The 24670-nt window shown below is 65.0% G+C and carries 29 protein-coding genes; 14 read left to right on the top strand and 15 right to left on the bottom strand.

What is annotated here, in order from left to right:
• The first annotated feature begins 2 nt into the window (after positions 1 to 2).
• From AC1DBX_RS03680 to AC1DBX_RS03740, 13 genes are all read left to right on the top strand, one after another.
• A complete protein-coding gene (locus AC1DBX_RS03680; protein ID WP_476931105.1) occupies positions 3 to 947 on the top strand; it encodes a type II secretion system F family protein in 945 nt (314 codons plus the stop codon).
• A 12-nt stretch (positions 948 to 959) separates the two neighbouring features.
• The gene (locus tag AC1DBX_RS03685; RefSeq protein WP_476931106.1) at positions 960 to 1841 is read left to right on the top strand and encodes a type II secretion system F family protein; all 882 of its coding nucleotides are present in this window, start codon (positions 960 to 962) and stop codon (positions 1839 to 1841) included.
• A gap of 80 nt (positions 1842 to 1921) precedes the next feature.
• Positions 1922 to 2380 carry a TadE family protein gene (locus AC1DBX_RS03690; protein WP_476931107.1) on the top strand — a complete coding sequence of 153 codons (459 nt, stop codon included), beginning with the start codon at positions 1922 to 1924 and terminating at the stop codon, positions 2378 to 2380.
• Positions 2381 to 2433: 53 nt separating this feature from the next.
• Positions 2434 to 3831: a pilus assembly protein TadG-related protein gene (locus AC1DBX_RS03695; protein WP_476931108.1), complete on the top strand. Its 1398-nt coding sequence runs from the start codon at positions 2434 to 2436 to the stop codon at positions 3829 to 3831.
• Between the two features lie 316 nt (positions 3832 to 4147).
• Positions 4148 to 4387, top strand: a complete 240-nt coding sequence (locus AC1DBX_RS03700; protein WP_223913825.1) for a Flp family type IVb pilin — start codon at positions 4148 to 4150, stop codon at positions 4385 to 4387.
• A gap of 101 nt (positions 4388 to 4488) precedes the next feature.
• Positions 4489 to 4863 carry a TadE/TadG family type IV pilus assembly protein gene (locus tag AC1DBX_RS03705; protein ID WP_476931168.1) on the top strand — a complete coding sequence of 125 codons (375 nt, stop codon included), beginning with the start codon at positions 4489 to 4491 and terminating at the stop codon, positions 4861 to 4863.
• Positions 4851 to 5825, top strand: a complete 975-nt coding sequence (locus AC1DBX_RS03710) for a pilus assembly protein TadG-related protein (protein ID WP_476931109.1) — start codon at positions 4851 to 4853, stop codon at positions 5823 to 5825. Before AC1DBX_RS03705 ends, AC1DBX_RS03710 begins: the two co-directional genes overlap by 13 nt.
• Positions 5826 to 5842: 17 nt before the next feature.
• Positions 5843 to 6604, top strand: a complete 762-nt coding sequence (gene cpaB, locus AC1DBX_RS03715; RefSeq protein WP_476931110.1) for a Flp pilus assembly protein CpaB — start codon at positions 5843 to 5845, stop codon at positions 6602 to 6604.
• A complete protein-coding gene (locus tag AC1DBX_RS03720) occupies positions 6601 to 7791 on the top strand; it encodes a CpaE/TadZ family protein (RefSeq protein ID WP_476931111.1) in 1191 nt (396 codons plus the stop codon). Before cpaB ends, AC1DBX_RS03720 begins: the two co-directional genes overlap by 4 nt.
• Positions 7791 to 9299, top strand: coding sequence for a CpaF family protein (locus tag AC1DBX_RS03725; RefSeq protein WP_476851473.1), 1509 nt, complete (start codon positions 7791 to 7793; stop codon positions 9297 to 9299). The genes AC1DBX_RS03720 and AC1DBX_RS03725 overlap by 1 nt, the downstream gene beginning before the upstream one ends.
• A 7-nt stretch (positions 9300 to 9306) precedes the next feature.
• Positions 9307 to 10242: a type II secretion system F family protein gene (locus AC1DBX_RS03730; RefSeq protein WP_476931112.1), complete on the top strand. Its 936-nt coding sequence runs from the start codon at positions 9307 to 9309 to the stop codon at positions 10240 to 10242.
• A gap of 7 nt (positions 10243 to 10249) precedes the next feature.
• Positions 10250 to 11134: a type II secretion system F family protein gene (locus tag AC1DBX_RS03735; protein WP_223913820.1), complete on the top strand. Its 885-nt coding sequence runs from the start codon at positions 10250 to 10252 to the stop codon at positions 11132 to 11134.
• A gap of 129 nt (positions 11135 to 11263) precedes the next feature.
• Complete coding sequence (locus tag AC1DBX_RS03740) at positions 11264 to 11776, top strand: Hpt domain-containing protein (RefSeq protein ID WP_476851476.1); 513 nt, start codon at positions 11264 to 11266, stop codon at positions 11774 to 11776.
• Between the two features lie 65 nt (positions 11777 to 11841).
• On the opposite strand, the gene AC1DBX_RS03745 is transcribed toward AC1DBX_RS03740, so the two are convergent.
• Positions 11842 to 12609, bottom strand: coding sequence for a response regulator transcription factor (locus AC1DBX_RS03745; RefSeq protein ID WP_476858990.1), 768 nt, complete (start codon positions 12607 to 12609; stop codon positions 11842 to 11844).
• A 235-nt stretch (positions 12610 to 12844) separates the two neighbouring features.
• Here AC1DBX_RS03745 and AC1DBX_RS03750 point away from each other — a divergent pair, with 235 nt between their 5' ends.
• Positions 12845 to 14494, top strand: a complete 1650-nt coding sequence (locus tag AC1DBX_RS03750; RefSeq protein ID WP_476931113.1) for a sensor histidine kinase — start codon at positions 12845 to 12847, stop codon at positions 14492 to 14494.
• A 155-nt stretch (positions 14495 to 14649) separates the two neighbouring features.
• Here AC1DBX_RS03750 and AC1DBX_RS03755 read toward each other — a convergent pair whose 3' ends face one another.
• The 14 genes from AC1DBX_RS03755 to rpsE all read right to left on the bottom strand — a co-directional run bounded on the left by AC1DBX_RS03755 (position 14650) and on the right by rpsE (position 24646).
• A complete protein-coding gene (locus AC1DBX_RS03755; RefSeq protein ID WP_476870468.1) occupies positions 14650 to 15540 on the bottom strand; it encodes a tRNA pseudouridine synthase A in 891 nt (296 codons plus the stop codon).
• Between the two features lie 31 nt (positions 15541 to 15571).
• Positions 15572 to 16144 (bottom strand): 50S ribosomal protein L17, encoded by a 573-nt coding sequence (rplQ, locus tag AC1DBX_RS03760; RefSeq protein ID WP_028275005.1) that lies wholly within the window; start codon positions 16142 to 16144, stop codon positions 15572 to 15574.
• A gap of 76 nt (positions 16145 to 16220) precedes the next feature.
• The gene (locus AC1DBX_RS03765; protein ID WP_018773683.1) at positions 16221 to 17231 is read right to left on the bottom strand and encodes a DNA-directed RNA polymerase subunit alpha; all 1011 of its coding nucleotides are present in this window, start codon (positions 17229 to 17231) and stop codon (positions 16221 to 16223) included.
• Between the two features lie 133 nt (positions 17232 to 17364).
• Positions 17365 to 17766 carry a 30S ribosomal protein S11 gene (gene rpsK, locus AC1DBX_RS03770; RefSeq protein WP_018773682.1) on the bottom strand — a complete coding sequence of 134 codons (402 nt, stop codon included), beginning with the start codon at positions 17764 to 17766 and terminating at the stop codon, positions 17365 to 17367.
• A gap of 52 nt (positions 17767 to 17818) precedes the next feature.
• The gene (gene rpsM / locus AC1DBX_RS03775) at positions 17819 to 18193 is read right to left on the bottom strand and encodes a 30S ribosomal protein S13 (protein ID WP_028275004.1); all 375 of its coding nucleotides are present in this window, start codon (positions 18191 to 18193) and stop codon (positions 17819 to 17821) included.
• Positions 18194 to 18366: 173 nt separating this feature from the next.
• Positions 18367 to 18480: a 50S ribosomal protein L36 gene (gene rpmJ / locus AC1DBX_RS03780; RefSeq protein WP_009358722.1), complete on the bottom strand. Its 114-nt coding sequence runs from the start codon at positions 18478 to 18480 to the stop codon at positions 18367 to 18369.
• A 69-nt stretch (positions 18481 to 18549) separates the two neighbouring features.
• Complete coding sequence (gene infA, locus AC1DBX_RS03785; RefSeq protein WP_009358723.1) at positions 18550 to 18771, bottom strand: translation initiation factor IF-1; 222 nt, start codon at positions 18769 to 18771, stop codon at positions 18550 to 18552.
• A 188-nt stretch (positions 18772 to 18959) separates the two neighbouring features.
• Positions 18960 to 19994: a P1 family peptidase gene (locus AC1DBX_RS03790; RefSeq protein WP_476858993.1), complete on the bottom strand. Its 1035-nt coding sequence runs from the start codon at positions 19992 to 19994 to the stop codon at positions 18960 to 18962.
• 122 nt (positions 19995 to 20116) lie between these two features.
• Positions 20117 to 20944: a type I methionyl aminopeptidase gene (gene map / locus AC1DBX_RS03795; protein ID WP_476931114.1), complete on the bottom strand. Its 828-nt coding sequence runs from the start codon at positions 20942 to 20944 to the stop codon at positions 20117 to 20119.
• 246 nt (positions 20945 to 21190) lie between these two features.
• Positions 21191 to 21760, bottom strand: a complete 570-nt coding sequence (locus tag AC1DBX_RS03800; RefSeq protein ID WP_173403039.1) for an adenylate kinase — start codon at positions 21758 to 21760, stop codon at positions 21191 to 21193.
• A gap of 5 nt (positions 21761 to 21765) precedes the next feature.
• Positions 21766 to 23076, bottom strand: coding sequence for a preprotein translocase subunit SecY (gene secY, locus AC1DBX_RS03805; RefSeq protein WP_026266474.1), 1311 nt, complete (start codon positions 23074 to 23076; stop codon positions 21766 to 21768).
• A 187-nt stretch (positions 23077 to 23263) separates the two neighbouring features.
• Positions 23264 to 23755 carry a 50S ribosomal protein L15 gene (gene rplO / locus AC1DBX_RS03810; protein ID WP_018773677.1) on the bottom strand — a complete coding sequence of 164 codons (492 nt, stop codon included), beginning with the start codon at positions 23753 to 23755 and terminating at the stop codon, positions 23264 to 23266.
• Positions 23756 to 23962 carry a 50S ribosomal protein L30 gene (gene rpmD, locus AC1DBX_RS03815; protein WP_018773676.1) on the bottom strand — a complete coding sequence of 69 codons (207 nt, stop codon included), beginning with the start codon at positions 23960 to 23962 and terminating at the stop codon, positions 23756 to 23758.
• 3 nt (positions 23963 to 23965) lie between these two features.
• Complete coding sequence (rpsE, locus tag AC1DBX_RS03820; RefSeq protein ID WP_173403037.1) at positions 23966 to 24646, bottom strand: 30S ribosomal protein S5; 681 nt, start codon at positions 24644 to 24646, stop codon at positions 23966 to 23968.
• Positions 24647 to 24670: the final 24 nt, after the last annotated feature.

The raw sequence follows: 24670 nt of genomic DNA on the forward strand, positions 1-24670 counted from the left end.
TGATGACGGATACTGCGCTGCTTTCGGGAACGGCCCTCATCCTCCTGGCGGCCGTCCTCGCCCTCTTTGTCGCGTTCAAGCCACGCTACGCGGACATCCAGCTCAGCCGGAGGAGGCCGTACGCGCCTCAAGGAAGCACTTCGGTCATTTCCAGGCTGAGCGGGGTTACAGTCGCCGCCGTTGAGCGCAGTGTTCGTTCGGGGCACAGTGGGCCGTTCGGCCGTGAAGCGCTCAGCGGAGCCGGCTTGAAGTCAACCCCGGCGGAGTTCATCGTCCTGGTGCTTGCTGGCAGCCTCGCCCTAGGGACCACCGGGCTCATGGCCCAGAACTTCTTGATGGCCGTTCTGCTGGCCGCCACGGCTCCGGTGGGTGCGCGGATGTTCGTGGCCATCAGGACCGGACGTCGCCGTGCCGCATTTGAAGGCCAGCTAAGCGACATGCTGATGTCGCTTTCGGGCAGCCTGCGCGCCGGCCACGGCATCGCGCAGAGCCTCCACAGCGCCAGCGTGGAGATGCCCGCCCCGATGTCAGAAGAGCTCGCCAGAATCGTCAACGAGCAAAGGGTCGGCCGAAGCGTCTCGGAATCAATGGCCGAGGTAGCCAAGGGAATGCGCTGCGAGGACTTCGAGTGGCTCAGCCAGGCGATCGAGATCAACCGTGAGGTTGGGGGCGACTTGGCAGGTGTCATCGACCATGTAGCCGACACGGTGCGGGAGCGGGCCCAGATCAAGGGACAGGTCCGTGCGCTGGCAGCAGAAGGAAAGTTTTCCGCCTACATCCTGATCGCACTGCCATTTTTCGTCGCAGCTTTCCTGCATCTGACCAATCCGGCATATGTGGGCACCCTGACGGAGTCCGTCCTTGGGTGGATCTTCATCTCCGTCGGCGTGATCATGATGGCGATCGGTTCCTTCTGGATCAGCCGCATGGTCAAGATCGTTTTCTAGGGAGTAGAAACCATGACCGCAACAGTATGGCTACTGATCGCCACCGTCATTCTTCCGCTGTCCTATTTCACCTGGTCGATTATCTCTATCGACCGCGTCTCCGGCCGGATGATCCAGTCGAGGCTCACCGCCGTCTCGAGCCACCAGGCCGGCGTCACCCAGAAGGCGCCGCGCCTGATGACCATGCTCGGCCGGACACTGACACCGGCCGCCTATGTCGCCCGTTTGGACCGGCTCTTGGCTAATGCGGGACGACCCGCATCCATGCCGTTGGACCGCCTGCTGACATTGAAACCGCTCGCAGCCCTGGGCGCCGCGCTCTTTGCCATCGCTCTGGGAGCTGCCAGGAGCCCGCAAGGCGGTTTGCTTGGCTTCGGCCTCGCAGCTGCCTGCTACTTCCTACCCGACCTGCTGACGTACAACAACGGCACCAAGCGCCAGGCGAGAATCGGGCTCGATCTGCCCAATGTGCTGGACCAGTTGCTGATATCGGTCGAAGCGGGCCTGGGCTTCGAGGCCGCAGTTGCCCGCGTCGGGGCGAGCGGCAAGGGTCCGTTAGCCGAGGAAATGGTCCGCACGCTGCAGGACATCCAGGCCGGCCGAACCCGGCGTGAGGCTTACAAGGCCTTGTCCGAGCGGTCCACGGTGCCAGAGTTGAAAAGTTTTGTGTCGGCCATTATCCAGGCCGACGTGCAGGGCCTGTCGATAGCCCGCGTGCTGAAGCCCCAGGCGGACCAGATGCGCATAAAACGCCGTCTTCGTGCCGAGGAGAAAGCCATGAAGCTTCCCGTAGCTGTGGTATTTCCCTTGCTCCTCTTCATTTTTCCGACTCTATTTATCGTCATTCTTGGTCCCGCGGTCATCAACGCCATCAGCACGTTTTCCGGTCGTTGAGCACTATTTCAGAACCGTAAGGCAATGGACCCGACGCCCGGGAGGGCCGGGATTCACCGGCCACATTGAAGGAGGAGCACATGTTTAGGTTTCCGGCACCCATCCCAAAGAATCGGGATGGTCGGCAGCGGGGGGCGGCAGCTGTTGAGTTTGCCCTCGTTGTTCCCGTCCTACTGTCCATGCTTCTCGGGGTGATCGACTTTGGGATGGCGTACGGCCAAACCATCAATCTTCAGGGAGCTGCGCGTGAGGCCGCGCGGCAGGGAGTCACAGAAGGCGACGTCCTCGCATCCGCCAACAATGCCCGGGGAGGCGAACTGGACAACAGCAAACTCCAGGTGAAGTTTGCCGTGGACACTTCCGGGGGAGCTCCCGGCGTCATGGTTGTCTGCCTGCGCTACCCACAGTCTTCATTGTCGGGTTTCTACTCCTGGGCCCTGGCCGGGGTCTTCGAAGCGAAGGCCGTTATGAAAATGGAAAGTACCGTAGCCGTGACTTCGGGGGCACAGAACTGGGGCGGCGGGTCATGCACTCCGTAACGCCAGCATCGAACCAGGCTCCAGAGTGTCACGTCGAGCGAAATGAGAAGCACATGGGCACTGTAAAGCCTCGTAAGCAGGCAACCGGTGAACGCGGAGCGACGGCGGTCCTGTTCGCCCTCCTCGTGCCCGTGCTCTTCGGGGTGCTGGCCATGGCCCTCGATATCGGCAAGCTGGTCTCCGAGCACCAGCACCTTAGCAATGCGCTGGATGCTGGCGCACTCGCTGGCGCATCCTCGCTCCCGGACGACCCTGCCGCCGCCCGGAATGCCGCGATAGCATACGCCAAAGCCAATGACGCCCAGGCGGACCCCGCGGTCACATTCTGGTGTGTGGTCGCTTCTACCGGGGCTGCCAAGACCGTGGCCAGCGGCCAAGTCCCCAGTGTTTGCAACCCAGGAACCACGGCCGGGGCAAGATGCAGCGAAACGATCTGTGCCATTCCGTGCATTACGGGGGGCGGCCGAACGTGCAACACGATCACCGTGACCGACGACAAGGATGTCCCCTTCTCGTTCGGCCCCGCGATCGGCATCAGCACCGGAAACACAGGCTCGCTGGCGGCCAACGCCTGCAAAGGCTCCTGCGGGGCGCAGTCCCCGAACCCCATGGACGTCGCACTGGTGGCGGACCGTACGGGCAGTATGAGCGACACTGACCTTGCCAGTATGAGAACCGCCATTCAGACCACGCTCAAGACGATGACCAAGGACCAACAGTACGTAGCATTGGGCACGATCGGTCGCAGCAACCCCACCACCGGCTGCATCACCACCCCGTCGGGCTCGACCACGAGTGGCCCCTGGATTCCCGTCCCGTTCTCCAACGACTACACGACATCAAGCGCACCGCCGGCGCTCAACAACAGCAGCGCACTCGTCAAGGGTGTGCAATGCCTGGCCCACTCGGGCAGCGGCACTTACCTGGCCTCACCCGTGAAGGCTGCGGCTCGATATCTTCTCGGCCTGGATGCCAACAACCTCGGGAGCCTGCCGGAACGTGCAGGAACGCCCCGTAAGGCCATTGTCCTGGAGACGGATGGACAACCGAACGAGACTGGCGTAGGGGGCTCCACCTTGGTGAGCGACCCTGCCGACGTCAAGAACTCAGACGGAGCGCTTGCCTGTAACAATTTGAAGGCCGTTGCAGCCGACGCAAAGTTGAGGAATATCCTCATTGTCACTGTCGCGTACAACGCAGCAACGTCCGCCCGCTGCGGTAGCAGTCCAACGTTTGTGCGCGACGTTCTCGCTGCCGCGGCCTCCGAGAAGTCCACAGGAGTAGCAAGCACTGCCAGTAACGATTGTTCGACGCCGGCGCTGGCGGCAGCGGAGAACTCCGACGGAGATTACTTCTTCTGCGCCTCAAACGGAGCGGACCTTGGTCCGATCTTTGTCTCAGCTATCAATTCGATCAGCTCGACCTCACACCTGATCCGAATCCCAGGCTAGCTGTTCCGAGAGGCCACTCAAGACGCCGGTCCCCGGCTGACCAGTCGATTGGCCGTGCAGGAAGCCGCCAGCCAAGGCTCATGCCCCAGATACCGGTCCCCCTTGGACGAGAGCCAAGGGGGTCCTTCTGTGGGCCCGGCTACAGCAATGTTGCATTCCGGGCGCAAGATGCGCGCAGGGAATGTACAGGAAACGTGCAGTTTGGGAAGCCTTGGCACAGGATGCGTCAAAGGCGAATCGTCGGCGTGTCGGCGGTTGCTAAGTTCCTCTCAGTGCTGGTGCAGGGCCAGCCGCCCAACTCGCTCAGGAGTCCCCAATGCGTTCCTTTCTCTCCGCTTTCGCAAACCGTCTTCGCCGCGATCAGCGCGGCGCCACCGCCGTCGAATACGGCATCATGGTCTCCCTCATCGCCGTCGTCATCATCGTCGCAGTGGGTCTGCTCGGCGGACAGCTGAACTCCACCTTTGAGTCGGTGAACTGTTCGATGAAGGGCGGCACCATGGGGGCGGCCACCACCGTTGGCACAGTGACGACTCCGGGTACCTGCTCGAAGTAGGAAACCCAGTGCGACTGGGCAGGGTTGGGCAGGACTCAGGTCTTCCCCAACCCTGTCTGGTTCAGGCGTTCACGCACGCGACCCTGGGAAGGCGGTCCCCCATTTCCAAGAAATCAGAACGGGGTGCCGTCGCCGTGGAATTCGCTCTTCTCGCGCCCGTCCTGGTGATGCTTCTGCTCGGCATCACTGAATTCGGAAGGGCCTATAACGCCCAGATCACCCTCTCGGCCGCGGCCCGTGAAGGTGTGCGGGTGATGGCGATCGGGAACAACCCAACCGCCGCCCGGACTGCGGCCAAGAATGCTGCCGTTTCAGTGCAGCCCGGGCTCAGCGACGCCAATATCACCATCACCCCCGCCACCTGCGCCACAGAAATCCAAGTGACCCTCAAGATCACTTATTCGCTCTCGACGATGACCGGCATCGCGGGTCCGTTCACCATGGAAGGCAAAGGAGTCATGCTGTGCGGCGGCTAGCAGCGTCACCAGCCAACGGCGAGCGCGGCGCCATCAGCATCCTGGTCGCGATCCTCATGGTGACCCTGCTGGGGTTCGCCGCGCTGGCGGTCGACGTCGGTATGCTTTACGCCGAGCGGACCCAACTCCGCAACGGAGCTGATGCCGCAGCCCTGGCCGTCGCGCAGAAGTGCGCGAAAAACATCAACGACGCCGATTGTTCCACCGCCTCCGCCCTTGCCCGCAGCCTCGCCGATAGCAATGCTGGCGACGGGAAAAGCAACGTTGCGGACCTCGTGCTGGACAAGGCCGCCCGCACCGTGAAAGTGACAGCCGGGGCACAGGAAACCGGGAAAGCGCCTAACCGCGTTTCCCTGTTCTTCGCCCGGGCCTTGGGCCTTTCAACCGCCGAAGTAACCGCTACCTCTCGCGTGCAGTGGGGGACACCGTCCACGGGCACGATCCTTCTGCCCCTGGCCATTGCCCAATGCAAGCTCAACCTGCCGCCAGGTTCGCTGGCTGGCGCCGAACAGGTCCTGGACATGGATTCTGGCGGCTGTGGCGAGATCCCGGGTGGCTTCGGCTGGATTTCGGACAGCGATGCAAAATGCGGAGTCACCCTGTCAGCCGGACAAGCAAACAACTCTGGCGTTTGGTTCTCCAGCAACACGGGCGCGAGCGCACCAAGCGAATGCACCGCTGCGGACTTGAGCAAGATGAACGACCAAACAGTCCTTTTCCCGCTGTACGACGTGGCCACCGGCAACGGCTCCAGCGGCAAGTACTACGTGAAGGGATTTGCCGCCTTCCATGTCACTGGTTACCACTTTGCCTCTAACAGCTGGTCATTAGGCGCGACGCTCAAGAACAAGACCATCAGGGGCTATTTCGTGCGATATGTCTCCCTGTCCGACGCCTTCGAACTCGGCGCAGCACCGGACTACGGGACCTCAATAGTCCGCCTTACCATTGGAGTGCCCTAACAGTGAAGTCACGCTTATTGGCAGGAATCGCGGCCCTGGTGCTGGCCGTCGTCGGAGCCATCCTGGTAGTCAGCTACGCGCAGGGCGCCGACAGCAGGGCGGTGCAGGGCCTGCAGCCCGTCACCGTTCTCGTGGTGTCGAAAGCTGTGCCGGCCGGCACGTCGGTCGCGGCCTTGAAAGCATTCGTGACCAGCCAGGATCTTCCCGGAAAAGCCGTCTCGAAGTCGGCTCTCACGAACCTGGACGGGCTGGCCGGCAAAGTCACCGCCGTCGACCTCCTCCCTGGCGAACAGCTCGTCGCCGAGCGGCTGATTGAGCCGGAGGCACTAAAGGCGAGCGGAGCGATTGAAGTGCCTAAGGGCCTGCAAGAGGTTTCCTTCCAGCTCGAGCCCCAGCGGCTCGTCGGCGGCCGTCTCGCGGCGGGCGACCATGTGGGTGTCTTCATCAACCTCAAGGACGGCGGCCTCGAGGCGAAGGCAGACAAAGAGACTACCCAGCTGACGGTACACAAGGCTCTGGTGACGGCTGTCCAGCGCGCCCCGGTGGTGGCTCCGTCCCCGCAGCCCTCTGCCGCCGGCTCCCCCGCGGAAGCCGAGGACACGTCGCTCCCCACCGGCTCCATGATCGTTACGGTCGCCGTGAATGATATGGACGCCACAAAGATTGTCTATGCCGCAAACTTCACGGAATCGGCCAGCATCTGGCTGAGCAAGGAACCGCTCAACGCCACGGACAGCGGCCGCCCCGGCATCGTAACGCGACCAGAGGTGTACAAATGAGCCGCTTTGTCCTGATTTCGCCGAACACTGATTTCGATGCCCGCGTCCGCCAGGCCCTGGCCGGCGGCCTTCCGGGCGGCCTGCAGACCTTCGCGTTCGTCAATCCCGCGAACCCGGCGGAGCTCTTCGCCAGCCTCAACCAGGAACGGCCCGAGGTCTTGATCCTGGGACCGGACCTGCCGGTGGAGGACGCCCTGCGCCTGGCGACGGTATTCGACGTCCAGCTTCCCGAGCTCAGCGTCATCCTGGTCGGCGAGGCCGATCCGAACTTCGTCCTGCTGGCCATGCGGGCCGGCATCCGCGACATCCTCAGCCCGGCGGCGGACCCGGCCCAGATCCGGGTGCTGCTGGAGCGGGCCTGCCAGTCTTTCGCCACCCGCAACCGAACCACGGCGGCCAGCCAGCCTGACAGCGCCAGGGGGTTGGTGATCGGCGTCTTCTCCCCCAAAGGCGGGGTCGGCAAAACCACGATCGCCACCAACATCGCCATCGGACTCGGCAAAGTGGCGCCCATGGGCGTGGTCATTGTGGACCTGGACCTGCAGTTCGGGGACGTGGCCTCAGGCCTGTACCTGCACCCGGAGCACACCGTGACCGACGCCGTCTCGTCCGCGGCCAGCCAGGATTCCCTCGTCCTCAAAGCCTTCCTCACCGTCCATCCCGGGAGCATCTACGCCCTCTGCGCCCCCCGGACGCCCGAGGAGGCCGACGACATCACACCCCAGCAGGTCACGCGCCTGCTCGAACAACTGGCCGAACAGTTCCAATACGTCGTGGTCGACACCGCACCCGGGCTCCCGGAGGTCGGGTTGGCCGCCCTCGAGCAGTGCACCGACGCCGTCTGGGTGACTGCCATGGACGTGCCGAGTATCCGCGGGCTGCGCTCCGGCCTGGATATCCTCCGGCGCCTGGACCTGCTGCCCGAGACCCGCCACGTGGTGCTGAACATGGCGGACTCGAAGTCCGGGTTGAGCGTCCAGGACGTCGAGGCGACCATCGGCGCGCCCGTGGACGTCAGCATCCCGCGGTCCAAGGCAGTGGCGTTCTCCACCAACCGCGGCATCCCGGTCCTCCAGGACGGACGCAAAGATCCTGCCATCAAGGGACTGAAACAGCTCGTCAACCGGTTCGATCCCGCCTGGCGCGCCACCGCCCAGAAGAAACTGCACCGCCGGGTGGTGGTCTGATGAAACTGTCCGAACGGCTCCGCTCCGCCGAGGGAACGATTGCGTCCGCCCCACGGGCCGAATCCCCGCAGGCTGCATCTCCGTTGGCCATGTCCCCCACCGGAGGAAGCGCGACGACGGCGGCAGCGCCGGCCGCCGTCGTGCTCCAGAAGACTGACCGCCCACCGCTGCCGGCTTTCCCGGAGCACCAGGACTCCCGCGCCCGGGGCCAGCAGCCCGTCGACGCTTTCGCCGCCCTCAAACAGCGGGCCGCCACTGCGTTGTTCGAGCGTATGGGAACCCGCTTCAACGATTCGGCAACCACGGAAGAGGACCTCCGCACCTCCGCGCGGGAGGAGCTGACGCGCATCATCGACGCCGAACAGGTCCCCCTGTCCGCCGAAGAGCGCTCCCGGCTGGTCCGCGACGTGGCCGACGACGTCCTGGGCTACGGCCCGTTGCAGCGCCTCCTGGACGATCCCGCCGTCACGGAAATCATGGTCAACCGGATGGACCAGATCTACGTGGAACGCAACGGCAAACTGACCTTGACGGAGTCGCGGTTCAGCTCCGAGGACCACCTCCGCAAGGTGATAGAGCGCATCGTTTCCAAAGTGGGCCGGCGCATCGACGAGTCGTCGCCCCTCGTGGATGCGCGGCTCGAGGACGGGTCCCGCGTCAACGCCGTTATCCCGCCGCTCGCCGTCGGCGGTTCCTCGCTGACCATCCGAAAATTCAGCAAGGTGCCGCTGACTGTCCGGAACCTCATCGAGTTCGGCACGTTGACGCCGGAAATGGCGGAACTGCTGAACGCCTGCGTGAAGGCCAAGCTCAACATCATCGTCTCGGGCGGCACCGGCACCGGCAAAACGACACTGCTGAATGTCCTTTCCTCGTTCCTGCCCCACGACGAGCGGATCGTGACGATCGAGGACGCCGTCGAACTCCAGATCCAGCAGGAACACGTGGTGCGGCTGGAAAGCCGGCCGTCGAACACTGAGGGCAAGGGCGAGGTGACCATCCGCGAACTGCTGCGGAACTCCCTGCGCATGCGACCGGACCGGATCGTGGTGGGCGAGGTCCGCGGCGGCGAATCGCTGGACATGCTCCAGGCCATGAACACAGGCCACGACGGGTCGCTCTCGACCGTGCACTCCAACTCGCCCCGGGATGCCGTGGCCCGTCTGGAGACGCTGGTGCTCATGGCCGGCATGGACCTGCCGCTGCGCGCCATCCGGGAACAGATCGCCTCGGCCGTCAACCTGATTATCCAGATCTCCCGGCTGCGGGACGGCACCCGGCGGATCACCCACGTCACTGAGGTCCAGGGCATGGAGGGCGACATCGTCACGCTCCAGGATGCCTTCGTGTTCGACTACGCCGCCGGCGTCGACGCCCACGGCCGGTTCCTCGGCAGGCCGGTCCCCACCGGCATCCGTCCGCGTTTCATCGACCGTTTCGAGGACCTGGGCATCCACGTCTCCCCCGCTGTGTTTGCTGCTCCGCTGACCCCGGCCGGAAGGGCGTGATCTGTCCATGACTCTCCTGCCCATCGGCGTCGGCCTGCTTTTCAGCGCAGTGGTGGTCCTGGGATTCGCGCTGCTCTCCCCCGGCGGGGCCAGTGTCCCCCTGGACCGGCGCAGGCCCGTCCAGGGTCAGGCCGACTCGCAGCTGACGCGGTTCGCCGGCTCGGCCGTCCACCTGGTCGACGGATTCTTTTCCGGCCGCAAAGTCCGGCTCTTCAACCGCGAGTCGCTGGAACAGGCCGGCCTGCGCCTGAGCCAGGCCGACTTCTACGTCCTGCTCCTGGCCGGAGCGGTTGCGGGGGGCCTCGCCGGGTTCGTCGTCGCGGGGCCGTTGCTGGCGGTCCTCCTGGTGCTCCTGGCGCCGGTCGTGGGCCACCTCGTGCTCCGCATCCTGGCCGGCAAGCGCCGCACCAAGTTCGACCAGCAGCTCGGCGATACCCTGCAGCTGCTTTCCGGCGGCCTCCGGGCCGGGCACAGCATCATGCGCGCCATTGACGCCGCCGCGTCCGAATCCCAAAGCCCGACGTCGGAAGAGATGCGCCGCGTGGTTACAGAGACCAGCCTGGGCCGGGACCTCCTGGACTCCCTGAGCGACACCGCGGACCGGATGCGGAACGAGGACTTCGTCTGGATCGCCCAAGCCATCCAGATCAACCGTGAAGTGGGCGGGAACCTGGCCGAAGTCCTGGACCAGGTCAACGAGACCATCCGCGAGCGCAGCGAGATCAAAGGACACATCAAATCCCTCGCCGCCGAGGGAAAGTTTTCCGCGTACATCCTCATGGCCATGCCGATCGGGATCGTGGTGATGCTGATGCTGGTCAATCCCGGCTACATGAACCCGATGTTCACGCACCCGCTGGGCTGGGGCATGATGGCCGCCTCCGTCGTCCTCATGACCATTGGCGGGCTGTGGATGCGCAAAATCATCGACCTGAAGTTCTGAGGCGGCTATGGCACCTGCTGTACTTCTTGCCACGCTGCTGGTGGCGTTGCCGCTCGGCTATCTGGCGTGGTCGCTGCTCTCCGTCGACCGGAGGTCACAGCGCGCCATGCGGGAGATGCTCGCGCTGGGTACCGACCCGGCCGAGCTCACCCATCGGGAGCGCAGCAGCCTGCTGGAACGGGCCGGCTACCGGCTGACTCCCGCGGCGTACGTCCGCAAACTGGACCGGCTGTTGTCCCTCGCCGGGCGCCCCGCGTCGCTGCCGCTGGGCCGCGTGCTCGCGGCCAAGCCGCTCCTTGGGCTGCTGGGCGCCCTGCTGGGCTTCTGGATCAGCGCCAACAGCCCGACGCCGGTCCTCAAGCTCGTCGGAATCTTTGTGTTCCTGCTCGGCTACTTCATCCCCGACCTCCTGCTCTACAGCAGAGGGCAGGAACGCCAGAAGACCATGCAGCTGGAACTGGCCAACACGCTGGACCAGATGCTGATCTCCGTGGAAGCGGGCCTGGGCTTCGAAGGCGCCATGGCCCGGGCCGGCGAGAACGGCAAGGGCCCCCTGGCGGAGGAACTTATCCGGACCCTGCAGGACATGCAGGTAGGGCGCAGCCGGCGCGAGTCCTACGTGGCACTGGCGGAACGGACCAACGTGCCCGAGCTGCGCAGCTTCGTCCAGGCCGTGGTCCAGGCCGACACCTACGGCATTGCCATCAGCCGGGTGTTGCGGGTGCAGGCGAAGGTCATGCGGGTCAAGCGCCGGCAACGGGCCGAGGAGAAGGCCATGAAGCTGCCCGTCACCATCCTGTTTCCCCTGCTGTTCTTCATCTTCCCTGTCCTTTTCATCGCCATCCTGGGCCCGGCCGTCATCAACGCCATCGACACGTTCAGCGGCCAGTAAACGGCCGCCGACACGGCCGGGGACGCAGCAGCTGCGGCCGTGCGTGGTTCCCCTCGGGAAAGCCTCAGGGTTTCCGCAGGATAGACCGGGCTGCAAGGCATCGGCCGCATCAGCAAGTAGCGTGGTCACATGTCCCTTCCAAGCGCTTGCCCCGACGACGGAGATGCGGGCATTGCCCTCGCTCCCACCACCTCTCCGGGACTGCCGGCGCCTGCCCTCACGGCATCCAGCGCGGCAGCGGCCTTCCCAGAGGTCTTCCCGGAGGTCCTCCCCGAGGACCTGCCGGCGGCCCCGCTCGTGGACCCTGCCGCGCTTCAGGACCTGGGTGCACAGCTGGAAAATCCGGCCGTGGCGAAGGGATTTGCCAGGGACTACACCCGGATGTGGGACCAGCGCTACCGCTCGCTGGCCTCGGCCCTCGAACGCGGGGATCTCGCGGGCTCGATGGACGCTGTGCTGAGCCTGAAGACGTCCTCGGCCATGGTCGGAGGCCTGCGCCTGGCCCAGCTCGCCGGTGAACTGGAGAACGCCCTCAGGGCCGGAGACATTGGCCGCGCACTGTCGCTCCTGCGCGACGTTGCCGCGCGCGGCGGGGAAACCGTCGACGAGCTCCAGTTCAGCTACGTCCTGTGGGACAGCTAGGACCGGCGGGACCGCTGCCGCCTACAGGTTTCCCGGGTGCCGGGCACCGGAAGCCCCTCCGGGGGCTACCGCGCCGGCGACAGCCGGTAGCCCACGCCGCGGACGGTCTGCAGCCAGCGCGGCTGTACGGGGTCCTCGCCGAGTTTCCTCCGCAGGTTGCCGATATGCACCTCGACGGCGCGTTCGTCGGATTCGCTGATGTAGGCGTCCGCCCGGTAGTAATCGCCCCGGACCACGCGCACCAGCTCGGTCTTGGACCGCACGGCGCCGGCGCCCTTCAGGAGCGCCTGCAGGAGGTCGAACTCGCTGCGGGTCAGGCTGACCGCCACGCCGTCGACGCTCACGGACCGGGTCTCGGGGTTCAGGTCCAGGCCGTTGTGGTGCAGCACTGGACTCTGGGACGCTGCAGGGGCGGCGGCCGCCCCAGAATCCAGCGCGGATCCGTCCGCGGCGCCGAGGTCCTGCCGGGGCCGGCGCATCATGGCACCCACGCGCGCGCGCAGCTCCCGGGGCCGGAATGGCTTCGCCAGGAAATCATCAGCCCCGGTATGAAACGCCGTCAGGGTGTCCAGTTCGTCGGTTCGCGCTGTCAGCATGACCACGTACGCGTCACTGAACTGCCGGATCCGGCGCAGCACCTCGAAACCGTCGATGTCGGGAAGCCCGACATCGAGGGTGACCACGCTTGCCTCCCGCGCCCTGACGACGTCGACCCCTTCACGTCCGCCGGCCGCCGAGTGGACTTCGAACCCTGCCTGGCTCAATACGGCTTCGACAAGGTTCCGAACATCTTCGTCGTCTTCTACAACGACGGCGACTCCCATGTCGGTCATGGCCCCCCTCATGTGTCACGCTACGCTGCCGTTCGCGGATGCGGCGGCAGCAATTATCTCGCCGGCCCCCACCAGCAATGTCAGAATACCCACCCTAAGGGGCAAATTCGCGGCTGCCCGGTAACAGAAATGGCAAAACTTCGATTTATGTCAAATTTGCGTGACACAGGGTGTAAAACTGGAGCAACGGGAAGGGGGCACGGCGTCTTTGCTTAGACAGCGGCTGATCCGCAGTGTGGATCGACACGGGAAGGCTTTGGGGCCGCGCGGGCGGGTCCTCGTATGCCAGTTGCCGCTGGCCGTGATGCTGGCCGGAATCGTCATGGCTGCCCCGGCCGCCTGGCCCGGCCTTCCGGACAGCATCCTGTGCCGCTACGCCTTTGCCCTGCAGGCCGCCCTCCTGGTGGCCTGCGTACTGGTCCCCTGGCAGCGTTTTGGGCCGTTGGCCCCGCTCGTCATCCCTGTCCTGGACCTGGTTGCGATTGGGCTGCTCCGGGACGGCACCACCGCCGGGCTGCCGGATCCCGGTGTGCTCTCCGTCTTGCCCGTGGTGTGGATTTCGGCGTCCAGGCTCTCCGCCCCCGCGAGCCTTTCACTGAGTTTCTCGGTGCCCCTCCTGGCCGCCCTGCCCTGGCTCCTGGCGGACCGGCCGGCACCGCTTGCGGCCCGCACGGCCGAAGCCCTGCTGGTGCCCCTGATGATGCTCGCGGTCTCCCTGGCCATGCGTTTCGCGCGGGCGCGCCTGCGGCGCGAGCAGCGGCGGATCAAGTCCAAGGAAGCCGAGCTGGAGGTCCTGCTCGCGGACAGCCGGGAGCGCGAACGGCTCCTGAACACCATTCTTGACACCGTCGACGTCGGGATCGTGGCAGTGGATGCCAGCGGCCGCCGGCTGCTCACGAACACGTGGCAGGCCGAACTCGAGGAATCCGCGGCCGCGGCGCCCCGTCCTACGGCCGAACCGGCGGGGGAAGTACTGCCGGAGGAAGAGGGCCGGCTCGTGCTGACCGGGCAGGACCGAAGCACCCCCCTGCCGCTGGAGCGCCGTCCCATCCGGCGGGCGCTGGCCGGCGAGTCGTTTGCCGACTACCTTGTCTGCTTCGGTGAGGCGGCGGCCAGCCGCGTGGTCTCTACCGGGGCCCGGCCCCTGAAGAACGACGCCGGCGACTTCCGCGGCGCCGTGGTGGTCTTCAACGAGGTCACCGGCCTGGTGGACGCCCTGGCAGCGAAGGACGAGGTCGTCTCCACTGTCTCCCACGAATTCCGCACGCCGTTGACGTCCATCATCGGCAACCTGGACCTGGTGCTCGCCGACACCGAGGGCCTGGACAGTCCGGTGGTCCGCCGCGTCGAAGTGGCGCAGCGCAACGCGGAGCGGCTGCTGGCCCTGGTCTCGGACCTTCTCATGTCCGCCAGCGCCGCCGTCCATGTCCATCCGCGCCGCACCGACCTCGCCGGCATCGTGGAGGCGAGCCTCGGCTCGGCCCAGGCCCACGCCCAGGCGTCCCGCGTCTGCCTCGCCACGGACGTCCAGGGTCCGCTCTGGGCCCACGTGGACCCGCTCCGGATCAGCCAGGCCCTGGACAACCTCGTTTCCAACGCGATCAAGTACTCGCCCGACGGCGGATCGGTGCGGGTCTCCGCCAGCTCCGGCGACGGCCTGGTGCGCCTTCACGTCGAGGACACCGGGATGGGCATGACCGCCGCCGACGCCGGGCGGGTCTTCACCCGTTTCTTCCGCAGCCCGGCCGTCCGGGACGGATCCATTCCGGGCGCCGGCTTAGGGCTGTCCATCACCAAGGCCATCGTGGAAGGGCACGGCGGATCCATCTCGTGCCGCACCAGTCCGGGCCACGGCAGCACCTTCACCCTCGAGCTTCCCGCCTAATTTAGGCCCGCAGGCCCACCGCCTTTTCGTGCCCACATGGCTGTGGTGGCGTCAAAGTATCCCGACCTTTGGTGGCCGACGCCGGCGTGTTGCGCCGACCCGCCGGCGTAGAGCGGCCTCGCTCCGGCAAAGGTGGGGAAAATCGGTGGCGCAGCTTAGGCCCGCAGTGCCCGCGTCAGTTCGGCCCGGGCCAGCATGCCGCTCTCTGTCGGGTAGGCCACTTCCTCGAGCACCAGCGGGTGCGGGGCTGCGAGCACGGAGCGGGCGTCGCGCTGCCGGGCGAGGAGCCGCTCGTAGAGCCATTCCGGGGCCTCTTCGCCCTCCCCCACGTACAACGCCGAGCCCACCAGGGAGCGGACCATGTTGTGGCAGAACGCGTCAGCCTGAACGGTGACGACAATGACCCCATCCGTGCCGCGCTCGAATTCGAAGCGCTGCAGTTCACGGATGGTCGTGGCCCCCTCGCGGGGCTTGCAGTACGAGCGGAAGTCCTGCAGGCCCAGCAGCGGCGCGGCGCCCTCGTTGAGGAGCCCGACGTCCAGCGGAACCTTGTGCCACAGGGTCGAGGCGCGTCCCAGCGGGTCCCACAGCGCGGGGCCGTCTGCGATCCGGTACGAATAGCGGCGCCAGAGGGCGGAGAACCGGGCATCGAAGCCAACGGGTGCCACGCCCACCCGGTGCACCTCGATGGCGCCGCTGAGGTCGCCCAGGCCACGGCTCAAGGCACCGCGGATACGGCGGAGCAGGGCGACGGCGGGATCCAGTTCGGCGCCCCGGTTCAGGCCCAGCCACTCCGCCTCGCTGAGGTCCAAGTGGACCACCTGGCCGCGGGCGTGCACCCCGGCGTCGGTGCGCCCGGCAACCGTGACCCGGACGGGGCGGCGGATCAGCAGCGCGAGGGCCTCCTCCAGGACGCCCTGGACGGTGCGCAGTCCCGGCTGCACGGCCCACCCGCTGAACGGGCCGCCGTCGTACGCCACATCCAGCCGGATACGCAAAAACCCGCCGCCCCCCAAGACGGGGGCAGCGGGTTTGAGCTCGTTCATAGACTTAAGTCTATAAGAAAGATTTAGCGAATTACTTCGCGTCCTTCTCGGACTCAGCGGCTGCTTCCTCAGCGGCCGGAGCCTCTTCGGTAGCGGCTTCGGTCTCAGCGACTGGAGCCTCTTCGGTCTCAGCAGCCTCTTCGGTCTCGGCAACCGGAGCTGCTTCGGCCTTTTCGGCGTCCTTCTTGTCAGCGTCGCGCTTGGCAGCAGAGGTAGCCTCGGCTACCACGGCCTGCTTTGCGGAAACCGGCTCGAGAACCAGTTCGATGACAGCCATGGGAGCGTTGTCGCCCTTGCGGTTGCCGATCTTGGTGATGCGGGTGTAGCCGCCATCGCGGTTTTCCACTGCCTGTGCAATGTCGGTGAACAGCTCGTGGACGACGCCCTTGTTGCTGATCAGGCCGAGTACACGACGGCGGGACGCGAGGTCGCCACGCTTGGCGAAAGTCACCAGGCGCTCGGCGTACGGCTTCAGGCGCTTGGCCTTGGTCACCGTGGTGGTGATCCGCTTGTGCTCGAAAAGTGCGGCGGACAGGTTCGCGAGCATAAGACGCTCGTGAGCCGCTCCGCCTCCGAGGCGCGGACCCTTAGCGGGGGTAGGCATTATAGTTTCTCCTCATTGGAAGCCGTTGGGCTGCGCACACCAGGGTGCATCCAGCCAGCCGGCCAAGATCTGTTGGTTAGAGCTCGTCGTCGCTGAACGCGGCGTCGTCCTCTTCGATGGCTGCGGCACGTGCTGCGAGATCGAAACCGGGAGGGGAGTCCTTGAGGGACAGGCCCAGTTCGACCAGCTTGGCCTTGACCTCATCAATGGACTTCGCGCCGAAGTTGCGGATGTCCATGAGGTCAGCCTCGGAGCGGGCAACGAGTTCACCCACGGTGTGGATGCCCTCACGCTTGAGGCAGTTGTAGGAACGGACCGTCAGGTCCAGATCCTCGATCGGCAGTGCCATGTCGGCTGCCAGGGCAGCGTCCGTCGGCGACGGACCGATCTCGATACCTTCAGCTGCGGTGTTCAGCTCGCGGGCCAGACCGAACAGTTCCACCAGGGTGGTACCTGCCGAAGCAACGGCGTCGCGCGGGGCGATTGCCTGCTTGGTCTCGACGTCGACAATGAGCTTGTCGAAGTCAGTGCGCTGCTCAACACGGGTAGCTTCCACGCGGAAAGTAACCTTCAGAACCGGCGAGTAGATCGAGTCGACCGGGATGCGGCCGATCTCGGAGTCGCCGGACTTGTTCTGAGCTGCCGAAACGTAGCCGCGACCGCGCTCGATGGTCAGTTCGAGTTCGAACTTGCCCTTCGAGTTCAGCGTGGCAATGTGCAGATCCGGGTTGTGGAATTCGACGCCGGCCGGCGGAGCGATGTCCGCGGCGGTGACGACTCCCGGTCCCTGCTTGCGCAGGTAAGCAACAACCGGCTCGTCGTGCTCGGAGGAAACCGACAGGTTCTTGATGTTCAGGATGATCTCAGTGACATCTTCCTTGACACCCGGAACCGTGGTGAACTCGTGCAGCACGCCATCGATCCGGATGCTCGTTACAGAGGCACCGGGGATGGAGGAGAGCAGGGTACGGCGGAGGGAGTTTCCGAGGGTGTAACCAAAGCCCGGCTCCAGCGGTTCGATGATGAACCGTGAGCGGTTTTCGGAGACGACCTCTTCGGAGAGGGTGGGGCGCTGTGCAATGAGCACTTAGGTTTCCTTTCGGCGAGCATCCGCTATATGACGCAACACAGGTGGTGGAAAGATCGGTCTGAAGACTTAACGCGGCCGGGCCTGCCCGGACCGGTGAGGGTCCGGGCAAGCTCCTGGGCGCTGGAAAGCCTTAGACGCGGCGGCGCTTCGGCGGACGGCAGCCGTTGTGGGCGCTGGGGGTGACGTCCTGGATGGAGCCAACCTCGAGGCCAGCGGCCTGCAGCGAGCGGATGGCGGTTTCGCGTCCGGAACCCGGTCCCTTGACGAACACGTCAACCTTGCGCATGCCGTGCTCCTGTGCACGCTTTGCGGCGGCTTCGGCGGCCATCTGGGCAGCGAACGGGGTGGACTTACGCGAGCCCTTGAAGCCAACCTCACCGGACGAAGCCCAGGAGATGACAGCACCGTTCGGGTCCGTGATGGACACGATGGTGTTGTTAAAGGTGCTCTTGATGTGCGCCTGGCCCAGCGCGATATTCTTCTTGTCCTTCTTACGCGGCTTGCGAACCGCGCCACGAGTCTTCGGGGGCATTTTTTCTCCTACAGAAAGTTATCGGGGGAAAACCGAGTTAATCCCTCAGGGATTAACGGGCCTTCTTCTTGCCTGCGACGGTGCGCTTCGGACCCTTGCGGGTACGCGCGTTCGTCTTCGTACGCTGACCGCGCACTGGCAGGCCCTTGCGGTGGCGAATACCTTCGTAGCTGCCGATTTCAACCTTGCGGCGGATATCAGCGGCTACTTCGCGGCGAAGGTCACCCTCAACCTTGTAGTTGCCTTCAATGTAGTCACGCAGCTCAACCAGCTGCGCGTCGGTCAGGTCCTTGACCCGAACGTCAGCGCTGATGCCGGTAGCAGCCAGGGTTTCGTGTGCACGGGTCTTGCCCACGCCGTAGATGTAAGTAAGCGCAATTTCCAGCCGCTTTTCGCGGGGAATGTCTACGCCAGCGAGACGAGCCATATTGGCAGTACTCCTTGTATAAACCGGAGGTCGTAGGCAGTACACCCGCATGTTCAGTGCGGCCCCAGCCTCCGACCGGGGGTTAGCTGTCCGGGCTCATACGTCCCAGTTCAGCTTGTGCTGCCTTTATTTACTTGCGTGGGTTAGCAACCCAGGATTTCCCGTGAAGGAAATTAGCCCTGGCGCTGCTTGTGGCGCGGGTTCTCGCAGATCACCATGACCCGGCCATTACGGCGGATCACTTTGCACTTTTCGCAGATCTGCTTGACGCTCGGCTTGACCTTCATGGCGTTCCTTTGCGTGTTGCAGTTGGTCAGCTGGACCGGCCCTCGGCTGTTGCCCTGGCCGCCCAGTGTTTACTTGTAGCGGTAGACGATACGACCACGTGTCAGGTCGTAAGGGCTCAGCTCCACCACTACGCGGTCCTCGGGGAGGATCCTGATGTAGTGCTGGCGCATCTTTCCAGAGATGTGTGCCAGAACGATGTGCTTGTTGGTGAGCTCAACGCGAAACATCGCATTGGGCAGCGCCTCGGTCACAACGCCCTCGATCTCAATGACCCCGTCCTTCTTGGCCATACCCTCCGCTAACTGTTGTTGCCGCAGCCTCCCGGTTTGCACCGGTCATGACCGCGGACGTTTTTGATTGATTGGCTGGTGCCACCCGACCCCAAAAGGGCACAACGGGGCAGACAACCAACAGACAACACTACGCCATCGCGGCCCGATTGTTAAATCCGAAGTTAAATCCGCCCATCGTAGCGCACTCAGCGTCCGTACGCACCTAGCGTCCCGGCCGCCGTCGTCACTGCCTCCGCCTGCGAGATCCCGTCGAGGATGGCCAGCCGGACGACGTCGGCGGCCGCGCTCTGCAGGGTAATGAGGCTGATCTGCCGGGCCGCCGGCGTGCTGCGGTCAAGCGCGACGGCGCCCGTCGCCAGCGCGAACACGGTATCGCCGTCGGCGAGGGTGTGGCTTGGATTCAAAGCCCGGGCCAGTCCGGCATGGGCCGCCGAGGCGGTGCGTTTGCAGTCCGCCTTGTCCAGGACGGCGTCCGTGGCGACGACGACGAGCGTGGTGTTGAGCGGCGGGGGCGTACCGCCAACGCCGTAGTCTGCGGCTTCGGCCTCACCTCCCGCCCCAACAGCCGAAACCCTCTGCGTGCTCGCTCCTTCGTCGCTTAGACGCACGCTGCCGGGTTCCGCCTGCTGCGGCGATGTGCCCCACGGCAGTCCGAGCGCGTTGACGACCGCAATGGCGCCGACGGTCACCCCGTTTTCTAAGGTGAGGGAGGCTGTGCCCACTCCCCCTTTGTACGTGCCCCTGCCGATTGCCGCTCCTGTGCCGGCGCCGACGTTGCCGCGTTCGACGTCGTGCCCTTCCGGCTGCCCGGCGGCGGCGGCCGTCGCCGCGTAGCCCATCGCCTCTCCGGGGCGGGCGGAGAAATCGCCGCCGCGGCCCAGGTCGAAAATCGCGGCCGCCGGCACGATCGGAACAAGCCCGCCGGGGACCGTGAAGCCTCGGCCGTTCTCCTCGCACCAGCGCATGGCGCCGCCCGCGGCTGCGAGGCCAAAGGCGCTGCCCCCGGTCAGGACCACGGCGTCCACGGTCTGGGACAGCGTGGTGGGATCCAGTGAGTCCGTCTCATGCGTCGCAGGCCCGCCGCCCCGGACGTCGACCGAGCCGACGGTGCCCGGCGGCGGGAGAACCACAGTCACTCCGCTCAGCCAGCCGTCGCCGGACTTCTGGACCTGGCCTATCCGGATGCCGGCCACGTCTGTGATGGCTCCTGTTGCTCCCATGGCTCCATTGTGCGCCCCGGCTGACCTGCGACACGCAAAATCCCTGGCGCTACCGTATTCCGGTGTCGCCAGGGATTTTGCGCGTCGCCAGAAAAACTCGCGAGTCGCCGTGTAAGTCGGGCCTAGGGAATCGGGACGGGCACGACGCCGAGCGGCGCCAGTTTCGCCGCTCCTCCGTCAGGTGCCGAGAGGACCCAGATCCCCTTCTCGTGCACGGCCACCGAGTGCTCCCACTGGCAGGAGCGCTTGCCATCCGTGGTGACGACGGTCCAGTCGTCGTCCAGGATTGCGGTCTCGATGCTGCCCCGAACCAGCATGGGCTCGATTGCGAGGCACAGCCCCGGGCGGATCTTCGGCCCGCGGTGGCCGGTGCGGTAGTTCAGCACGTCCGGCGCCATGTGCATCTCGGAGCCGATTCCGTGCCCTACATAGTCCTCCAGGATGCCCAGCGGTTTGCCCGGCACGGAGGAGACGTAGTCGTCCACGGCGTTGCCGATATCACCCACGAATTTCCCGGTGGCCAGGGCTGCGATGCCACGCCACATGGCTTCCTCGGTAACCTCGGAGAGGCGAACGTCTTCGGGATCGGCGGTGCCGACAATCACGGTCCGCGCCGAATCGGAGTGCCAGCCGTCCACGATCGCGCCGCCGTCGATCGAGATGATGTCGCCGTCCGCCAGGACCCGGCCGCCGGGGATGCCGTGCACCACCTCTTCGTTCACCGAGGTGCAGATCGTGGCCGGGAACCCGTGGTAGCCGAGGAAGTTGGACTTGGCGCCGGCGTCCTGAAGCACGGCGGCGAAGACCTCATCCAGCCGGGCAGTGGTGACGCCGGGGGCCGCGGCGGCCACCGCCGCATCCAGTGCCCGGCTCAGGACCAGTCCGGCCTCGTGCATCGTGCACATCTGGGCGTTGGTCTTGTATTCAATGCGTGCCTGGCCGAATGCCATCGCTACCTCAAAATTTTCTCTCGCGGTCCGGGCGGGCTGGATCCCGGACCTCCACCATGGGTCATCAACCCAAGTCTTCAAGCTCTATTCTCCCGTACCGGTTCAACGGTTCGGAACGGGCTCGCTGCGGGGCCGCCCAACGCCGAAGGGCGCGTTCCGTACCCGATGGTACGGAACGCGCCCTTCTGCACTGCGTCTCTGTTCTGCGTCAGCCGCAATGAGCATGCGTGGATCAGGGGGTGAGGATCAGGCGGCCTGGGCCGACTTGATCGCTTCCATGACGCGCTCGGTGACTTCGTCGATGGCACCGATGCCGTCCACCTGGGTCAGGATGCCGCGTTCGGCATACTTGGCCACCACAGGTTCGGTCTGCTCGTGGTACAGGTCCAGCCGGTGACGGATAACGCCTTCGTTATCGTCGCTGCGGCCGGTTTCCTTGGCACGGCCCAGGAGGCGGGTAACCAGTTCCTCGTCGTCAGCGGTGAGCTGGAGCACGACGTCGAGCTTCTGGTCAGCGCCAGCGAGGATGTCTTCGAGGTAGTCCACCTGCGCGGTGGTGCGCGGGTACCCGTCGAGCAGGAAGCCTGCCTCGACGTCGTCCTCATTGAGGCGGTCGCGCACCATCTTGTTGGTGACGCTGTCCGGGACGAAGTCGCCGGCGTCCATGTACTTCTTGGCTTCGACGCCGAGCGGAGTCTCACCCTTGACGTTGGCGCGGAAGATGTCTCCGGTGGAGATCGCAACGACGCCGAGGCGTTCTGAAATGCGTTCCGCCTGCGTTCCCTTGCCGGACCCGGGAGGTCCGATAATCAACATTCTCGTCATCGCAAAAGCCCTTCGTAGTGACGTTGCTGTAGTTGCGCATCAATCTGCTTCACGGTCTCCAGACCGACGCCCACCATGATCAGGATCGAGGTGCCGCCGAACGGGAAGTTCTGGTTCGCGTTAATCAGGACCAGTGCAACCAGCGGGATCAATGCCACGAAGCCGAGGTAGAAGGCGCCGGGCAGGGTGATCCGGGATAGGACGTACTGAAGATAGTCCGCGGTCGGCTTGCCGGCGCGGATGCCCGGAATGAAGCCGCCGTACTTCTTCATGTTGTCCGAGACCTCTTCGGGGTTGAAAGTAATCGCAACATAGAAGTAGGTGAAAAACACAATCATGGCGAAATACAGTGCCATATAGATCGGGTGGTCGCCCTTGGTGAGGTTGTTGTTGATCCACTCAACCCAGGGCTGTACCGGCTCGCCGGCCTTGGGCTGGTTGAACTGTGAGATCAGCCCCGGCAGGTAGAGCATGGACGAGGCAAAGATGACGGGCACGACGCCGGCCATGTTCACCTTGATGGGGATGTAGGTGCTGGTTCCGCCGACCGTGCGGCGGCCGATCATCCGCTTGGCGTACTGCACCGGGATCCGGCGCTGGGACTGCTCCACGAAGACCACGAGCGCCACGGTGAGCAGGCCGATGATCAGGACCAGGAAGAACGTGCCGGGGCCCTGGGCCTTCCAGATCGCACCGAGCGAGCCGGGGAAGCCTGCGGCGATGGACGTGAAGATCAGCAGGGACATGCCGTTGCCGACGCCCTTTTCCGTCACGAGCTCGCCCATCCACATGATCAGGCCGGTGCCGGCCGTGAGCGTGATGATGATCAGGACCGTGGTGACGATCGAGCTGTCCGGGATGATGGGCAGCTGGCAGTTAGGCAGCAGCTGGCCGGAGCGTGCCAGCGACACCAGTGTCGTGGCATTGAGCAGGCCAAGTGCGATCGTGAGGTAGCGGGTGTACTGGGTCAGTTTCGACTGCCCTGACGCGCCCTCCTCGTACAGCTGCTGGAAGCGGGGAATGACCACCCGGAGCAGCTGGACGATGATGCTGGCGGTGATGTACGGCATGATGCCGAGGGCAAAGATGGACACCTGCAGCAATGCACCGCCGCTGAACAGGTTGACGAGCTGGTAGATCCCGCCCGAGGTCTGACCGTTCTGCAAGCATTGCTGGACATTCTGGTAGCTCACACCAGGCGAGGGGATGAAGGCACCCAAGCGGAAGATTGTGATGATTCCCAGCGTGAACAACAACTTGCGTCGCAGATCAGGCGTGCGAAAGGCCCGGCCAAATGCGCTAAGCAAGCGTCCTCCTGAGTAATAAGTAAAGTCGTGTGAGACAGGTCAAATAAACCCAACAACCGAGTCTAACGGGTGGATGCGCCCCGCGAACAATCGGCGGGGCCCGGAAAATGAAAAAAACTCCCGGCACCGGGGGCCTGAGCCCCTGGTACCGGGAGTTTCAACAACGGGCAACTGCCCCGCCGCCTCGTTAGAGGGCGGTGGTGCTTCCGCCTGCTGCAGCAATCTTGTCAGCAGCGCTGGCCGAGAATGCGTGGACGGTGACGTCAACCTTGACGGTGATGTCGCCGGTGCCCAGCACCTTGACGGGCTGGTTCTTACGAACGGCACCCTTTTCGACCAGGTTCTCCACGGTGACAGCGCCACCTTCCGGGAACAGCTCGTTGAGCTTGTCCAGGTTTACAACCTGGTACTCAACCCGGAACGGGTTCTTGAAGCCGCGCAGCTTCGGCAGGCGCATGTGCAGCGGCAGCTGGCCGCCGGCAAAGCCAGCCTTGATCTGGTAGCGGGCCTTCGTACCCTTGGTACCGCGACCAGCGGTCTTACCCTTGGAACCTTCACCACGACCAACACGGGTCTTGGCGGTCTTGGCACCCGGGGCGGGACGCAGGTGGTGAACCTTCAGTGCGTTCTGCTTCTCAGCGGCGCCCTGTGCCTTTTCGGCGGTGTTCTTCTCTGCCATTTACTTCGCCTCCTCTACCTTTACCAGGTGCGGAACCGTGTTGAGCATCCCGACGGTCACGGCGTCGGCGGTGCGGACAACGGTGTGTCCGATCCGCTTCAGGCCGAGGGACCGCAGGGTGTCGCGCTGGTTCTGCTTGCCGCCAATGGCGGACTTGATCTGAGTGATCTCCAACTTTGCGTCGGAGACAAGCACGTTCTTAGCCATGACTCAGACACCTGCCTTCTGGTTCAGGAGCGCCTTGACCATTGCCGGCGGGGCGATCTCGTCGAGCGGAAGGCCGCGGCGTGCTGCCACTGCTGCCGGCTCTTCGAGGCGCTTCAGCGCGTCAACGGTCGCGTGAACGATGTTGATGGCGTTGGAAGAACCGAGCGACTTGGAGAGGATGTCGTGGATGCCCACGCACTCCAGTACTGCACGGACCGGGCCACCGGCGATAACACCGGTACCGGCGGAAGCCGGGCGCAGCATGACGACGCCTGCGGCGGCCTCACCCTGAACGCGGTGCGGGATGGTGCTGCCGATGCGGGGAACGCGGAAGAAGGACTTCTTGGCCTCTTCAACGCCCTTCGCGATAGCGGCAGGAACTTCCTTTGCCTTGCCGTAGCCGACGCCGACCATGCCGTTGCCGTCACCGACGACGACGAGGGCGGTGAAGCTGAAGCGACGACCACCCTTGACGACCTTGGAAACGCGGTTGATGGTTACGACGCGCTCTACGAACTGGCTCTTCTCGGCCTCGCGGCCGCCGTCACGGCCACCACGGCCGCCACGGTCGCCACGGCCCTGGCCGCGGTCGCCACGCTCGCCACGACGAGCGCCACCACGGCGGTCGTCAGTGGTAGCAGGCGCAGCGGTCTCAGTTGCCGGAGCAGCTACAGCTTCAGTCACCTGAATGTCCTTTTCGTTATTTTC

Source organism: Arthrobacter sp. 10N44_2, assembly GCF_056394385.1.

What these genes read in the sequence shown, in the direction of transcription:
- AC1DBX_RS03730 (WP_476931112.1), top strand. Translation starts at nt 9,307, where the DNA reads ATGACTCTCCTGCCCATCGGCGTCGGCCTGCTTTTCAGCGCAGTGGTG.
- rplQ (WP_028275005.1), bottom strand. Translation starts at nt 16,144, where the DNA reads ATGCCTACCCCCGCTAAGGGTCCGCGCCTCGGAGGCGGAGCGGCTCAC.
- AC1DBX_RS03700 (WP_223913825.1), top strand. Translation starts at nt 4,148, where the DNA reads ATGCGTTCCTTTCTCTCCGCTTTCGCAAACCGTCTTCGCCGCGATCAG.
- AC1DBX_RS03725 (WP_476851473.1), top strand. Translation starts at nt 7,791, where the DNA reads ATGAAACTGTCCGAACGGCTCCGCTCCGCCGAGGGAACGATTGCGTCC.
- map (WP_476931114.1), bottom strand. Translation starts at nt 20,944, where the DNA reads ATGGCATTCGGCCAGGCACGCATTGAATACAAGACCAACGCCCAGATG.
- AC1DBX_RS03695 (WP_476931108.1), top strand. Translation starts at nt 2,434, where the DNA reads ATGGGCACTGTAAAGCCTCGTAAGCAGGCAACCGGTGAACGCGGAGCG.
- AC1DBX_RS03685 (WP_476931106.1), top strand. Translation starts at nt 960, where the DNA reads ATGACCGCAACAGTATGGCTACTGATCGCCACCGTCATTCTTCCGCTG.
- AC1DBX_RS03800 (WP_173403039.1), bottom strand. Translation starts at nt 21,760, where the DNA reads ATGTTGATTATCGGACCTCCCGGGTCCGGCAAGGGAACGCAGGCGGAA.
- rpsK (WP_018773682.1), bottom strand. Translation starts at nt 17,766, where the DNA reads ATGCCCCCGAAGACTCGTGGCGCGGTTCGCAAGCCGCGTAAGAAGGAC.
- rpmD (WP_018773676.1), bottom strand. Translation starts at nt 23,962, where the DNA reads ATGGCTAAGAACGTGCTTGTCTCCGACGCAAAGTTGGAGATCACTCAG.
- AC1DBX_RS03740 (WP_476851476.1), top strand. Translation starts at nt 11,264, where the DNA reads ATGTCCCTTCCAAGCGCTTGCCCCGACGACGGAGATGCGGGCATTGCC.
- AC1DBX_RS03735 (WP_223913820.1), top strand. Translation starts at nt 10,250, where the DNA reads ATGGCACCTGCTGTACTTCTTGCCACGCTGCTGGTGGCGTTGCCGCTC.
- rpmJ (WP_009358722.1), bottom strand. Translation starts at nt 18,480, where the DNA reads ATGAAGGTCAAGCCGAGCGTCAAGCAGATCTGCGAAAAGTGCAAAGTG.
- rplO (WP_018773677.1), bottom strand. Translation starts at nt 23,755, where the DNA reads ATGGCAGAGAAGAACACCGCCGAAAAGGCACAGGGCGCCGCTGAGAAG.
- infA (WP_009358723.1), bottom strand. Translation starts at nt 18,771, where the DNA reads ATGGCCAAGAAGGACGGGGTCATTGAGATCGAGGGCGTTGTGACCGAG.
- AC1DBX_RS03680 (WP_476931105.1), top strand. Translation starts at nt 3, where the DNA reads ATGACGGATACTGCGCTGCTTTCGGGAACGGCCCTCATCCTCCTGGCG.
- AC1DBX_RS03745 (WP_476858990.1), bottom strand. Translation starts at nt 12,609, where the DNA reads ATGACCGACATGGGAGTCGCCGTCGTTGTAGAAGACGACGAAGATGTT.
- AC1DBX_RS03690 (WP_476931107.1), top strand. Translation starts at nt 1,922, where the DNA reads ATGTTTAGGTTTCCGGCACCCATCCCAAAGAATCGGGATGGTCGGCAG.
- AC1DBX_RS03790 (WP_476858993.1), bottom strand. Translation starts at nt 19,994, where the DNA reads ATGGGAGCAACAGGAGCCATCACAGACGTGGCCGGCATCCGGATAGGC.
- AC1DBX_RS03755 (WP_476870468.1), bottom strand. Translation starts at nt 15,540, where the DNA reads ATGAACGAGCTCAAACCCGCTGCCCCCGTCTTGGGGGGCGGCGGGTTT.
- rpsM (WP_028275004.1), bottom strand. Translation starts at nt 18,193, where the DNA reads ATGGCTCGTCTCGCTGGCGTAGACATTCCCCGCGAAAAGCGGCTGGAA.
- AC1DBX_RS03720 (WP_476931111.1), top strand. Translation starts at nt 6,601, where the DNA reads ATGAGCCGCTTTGTCCTGATTTCGCCGAACACTGATTTCGATGCCCGC.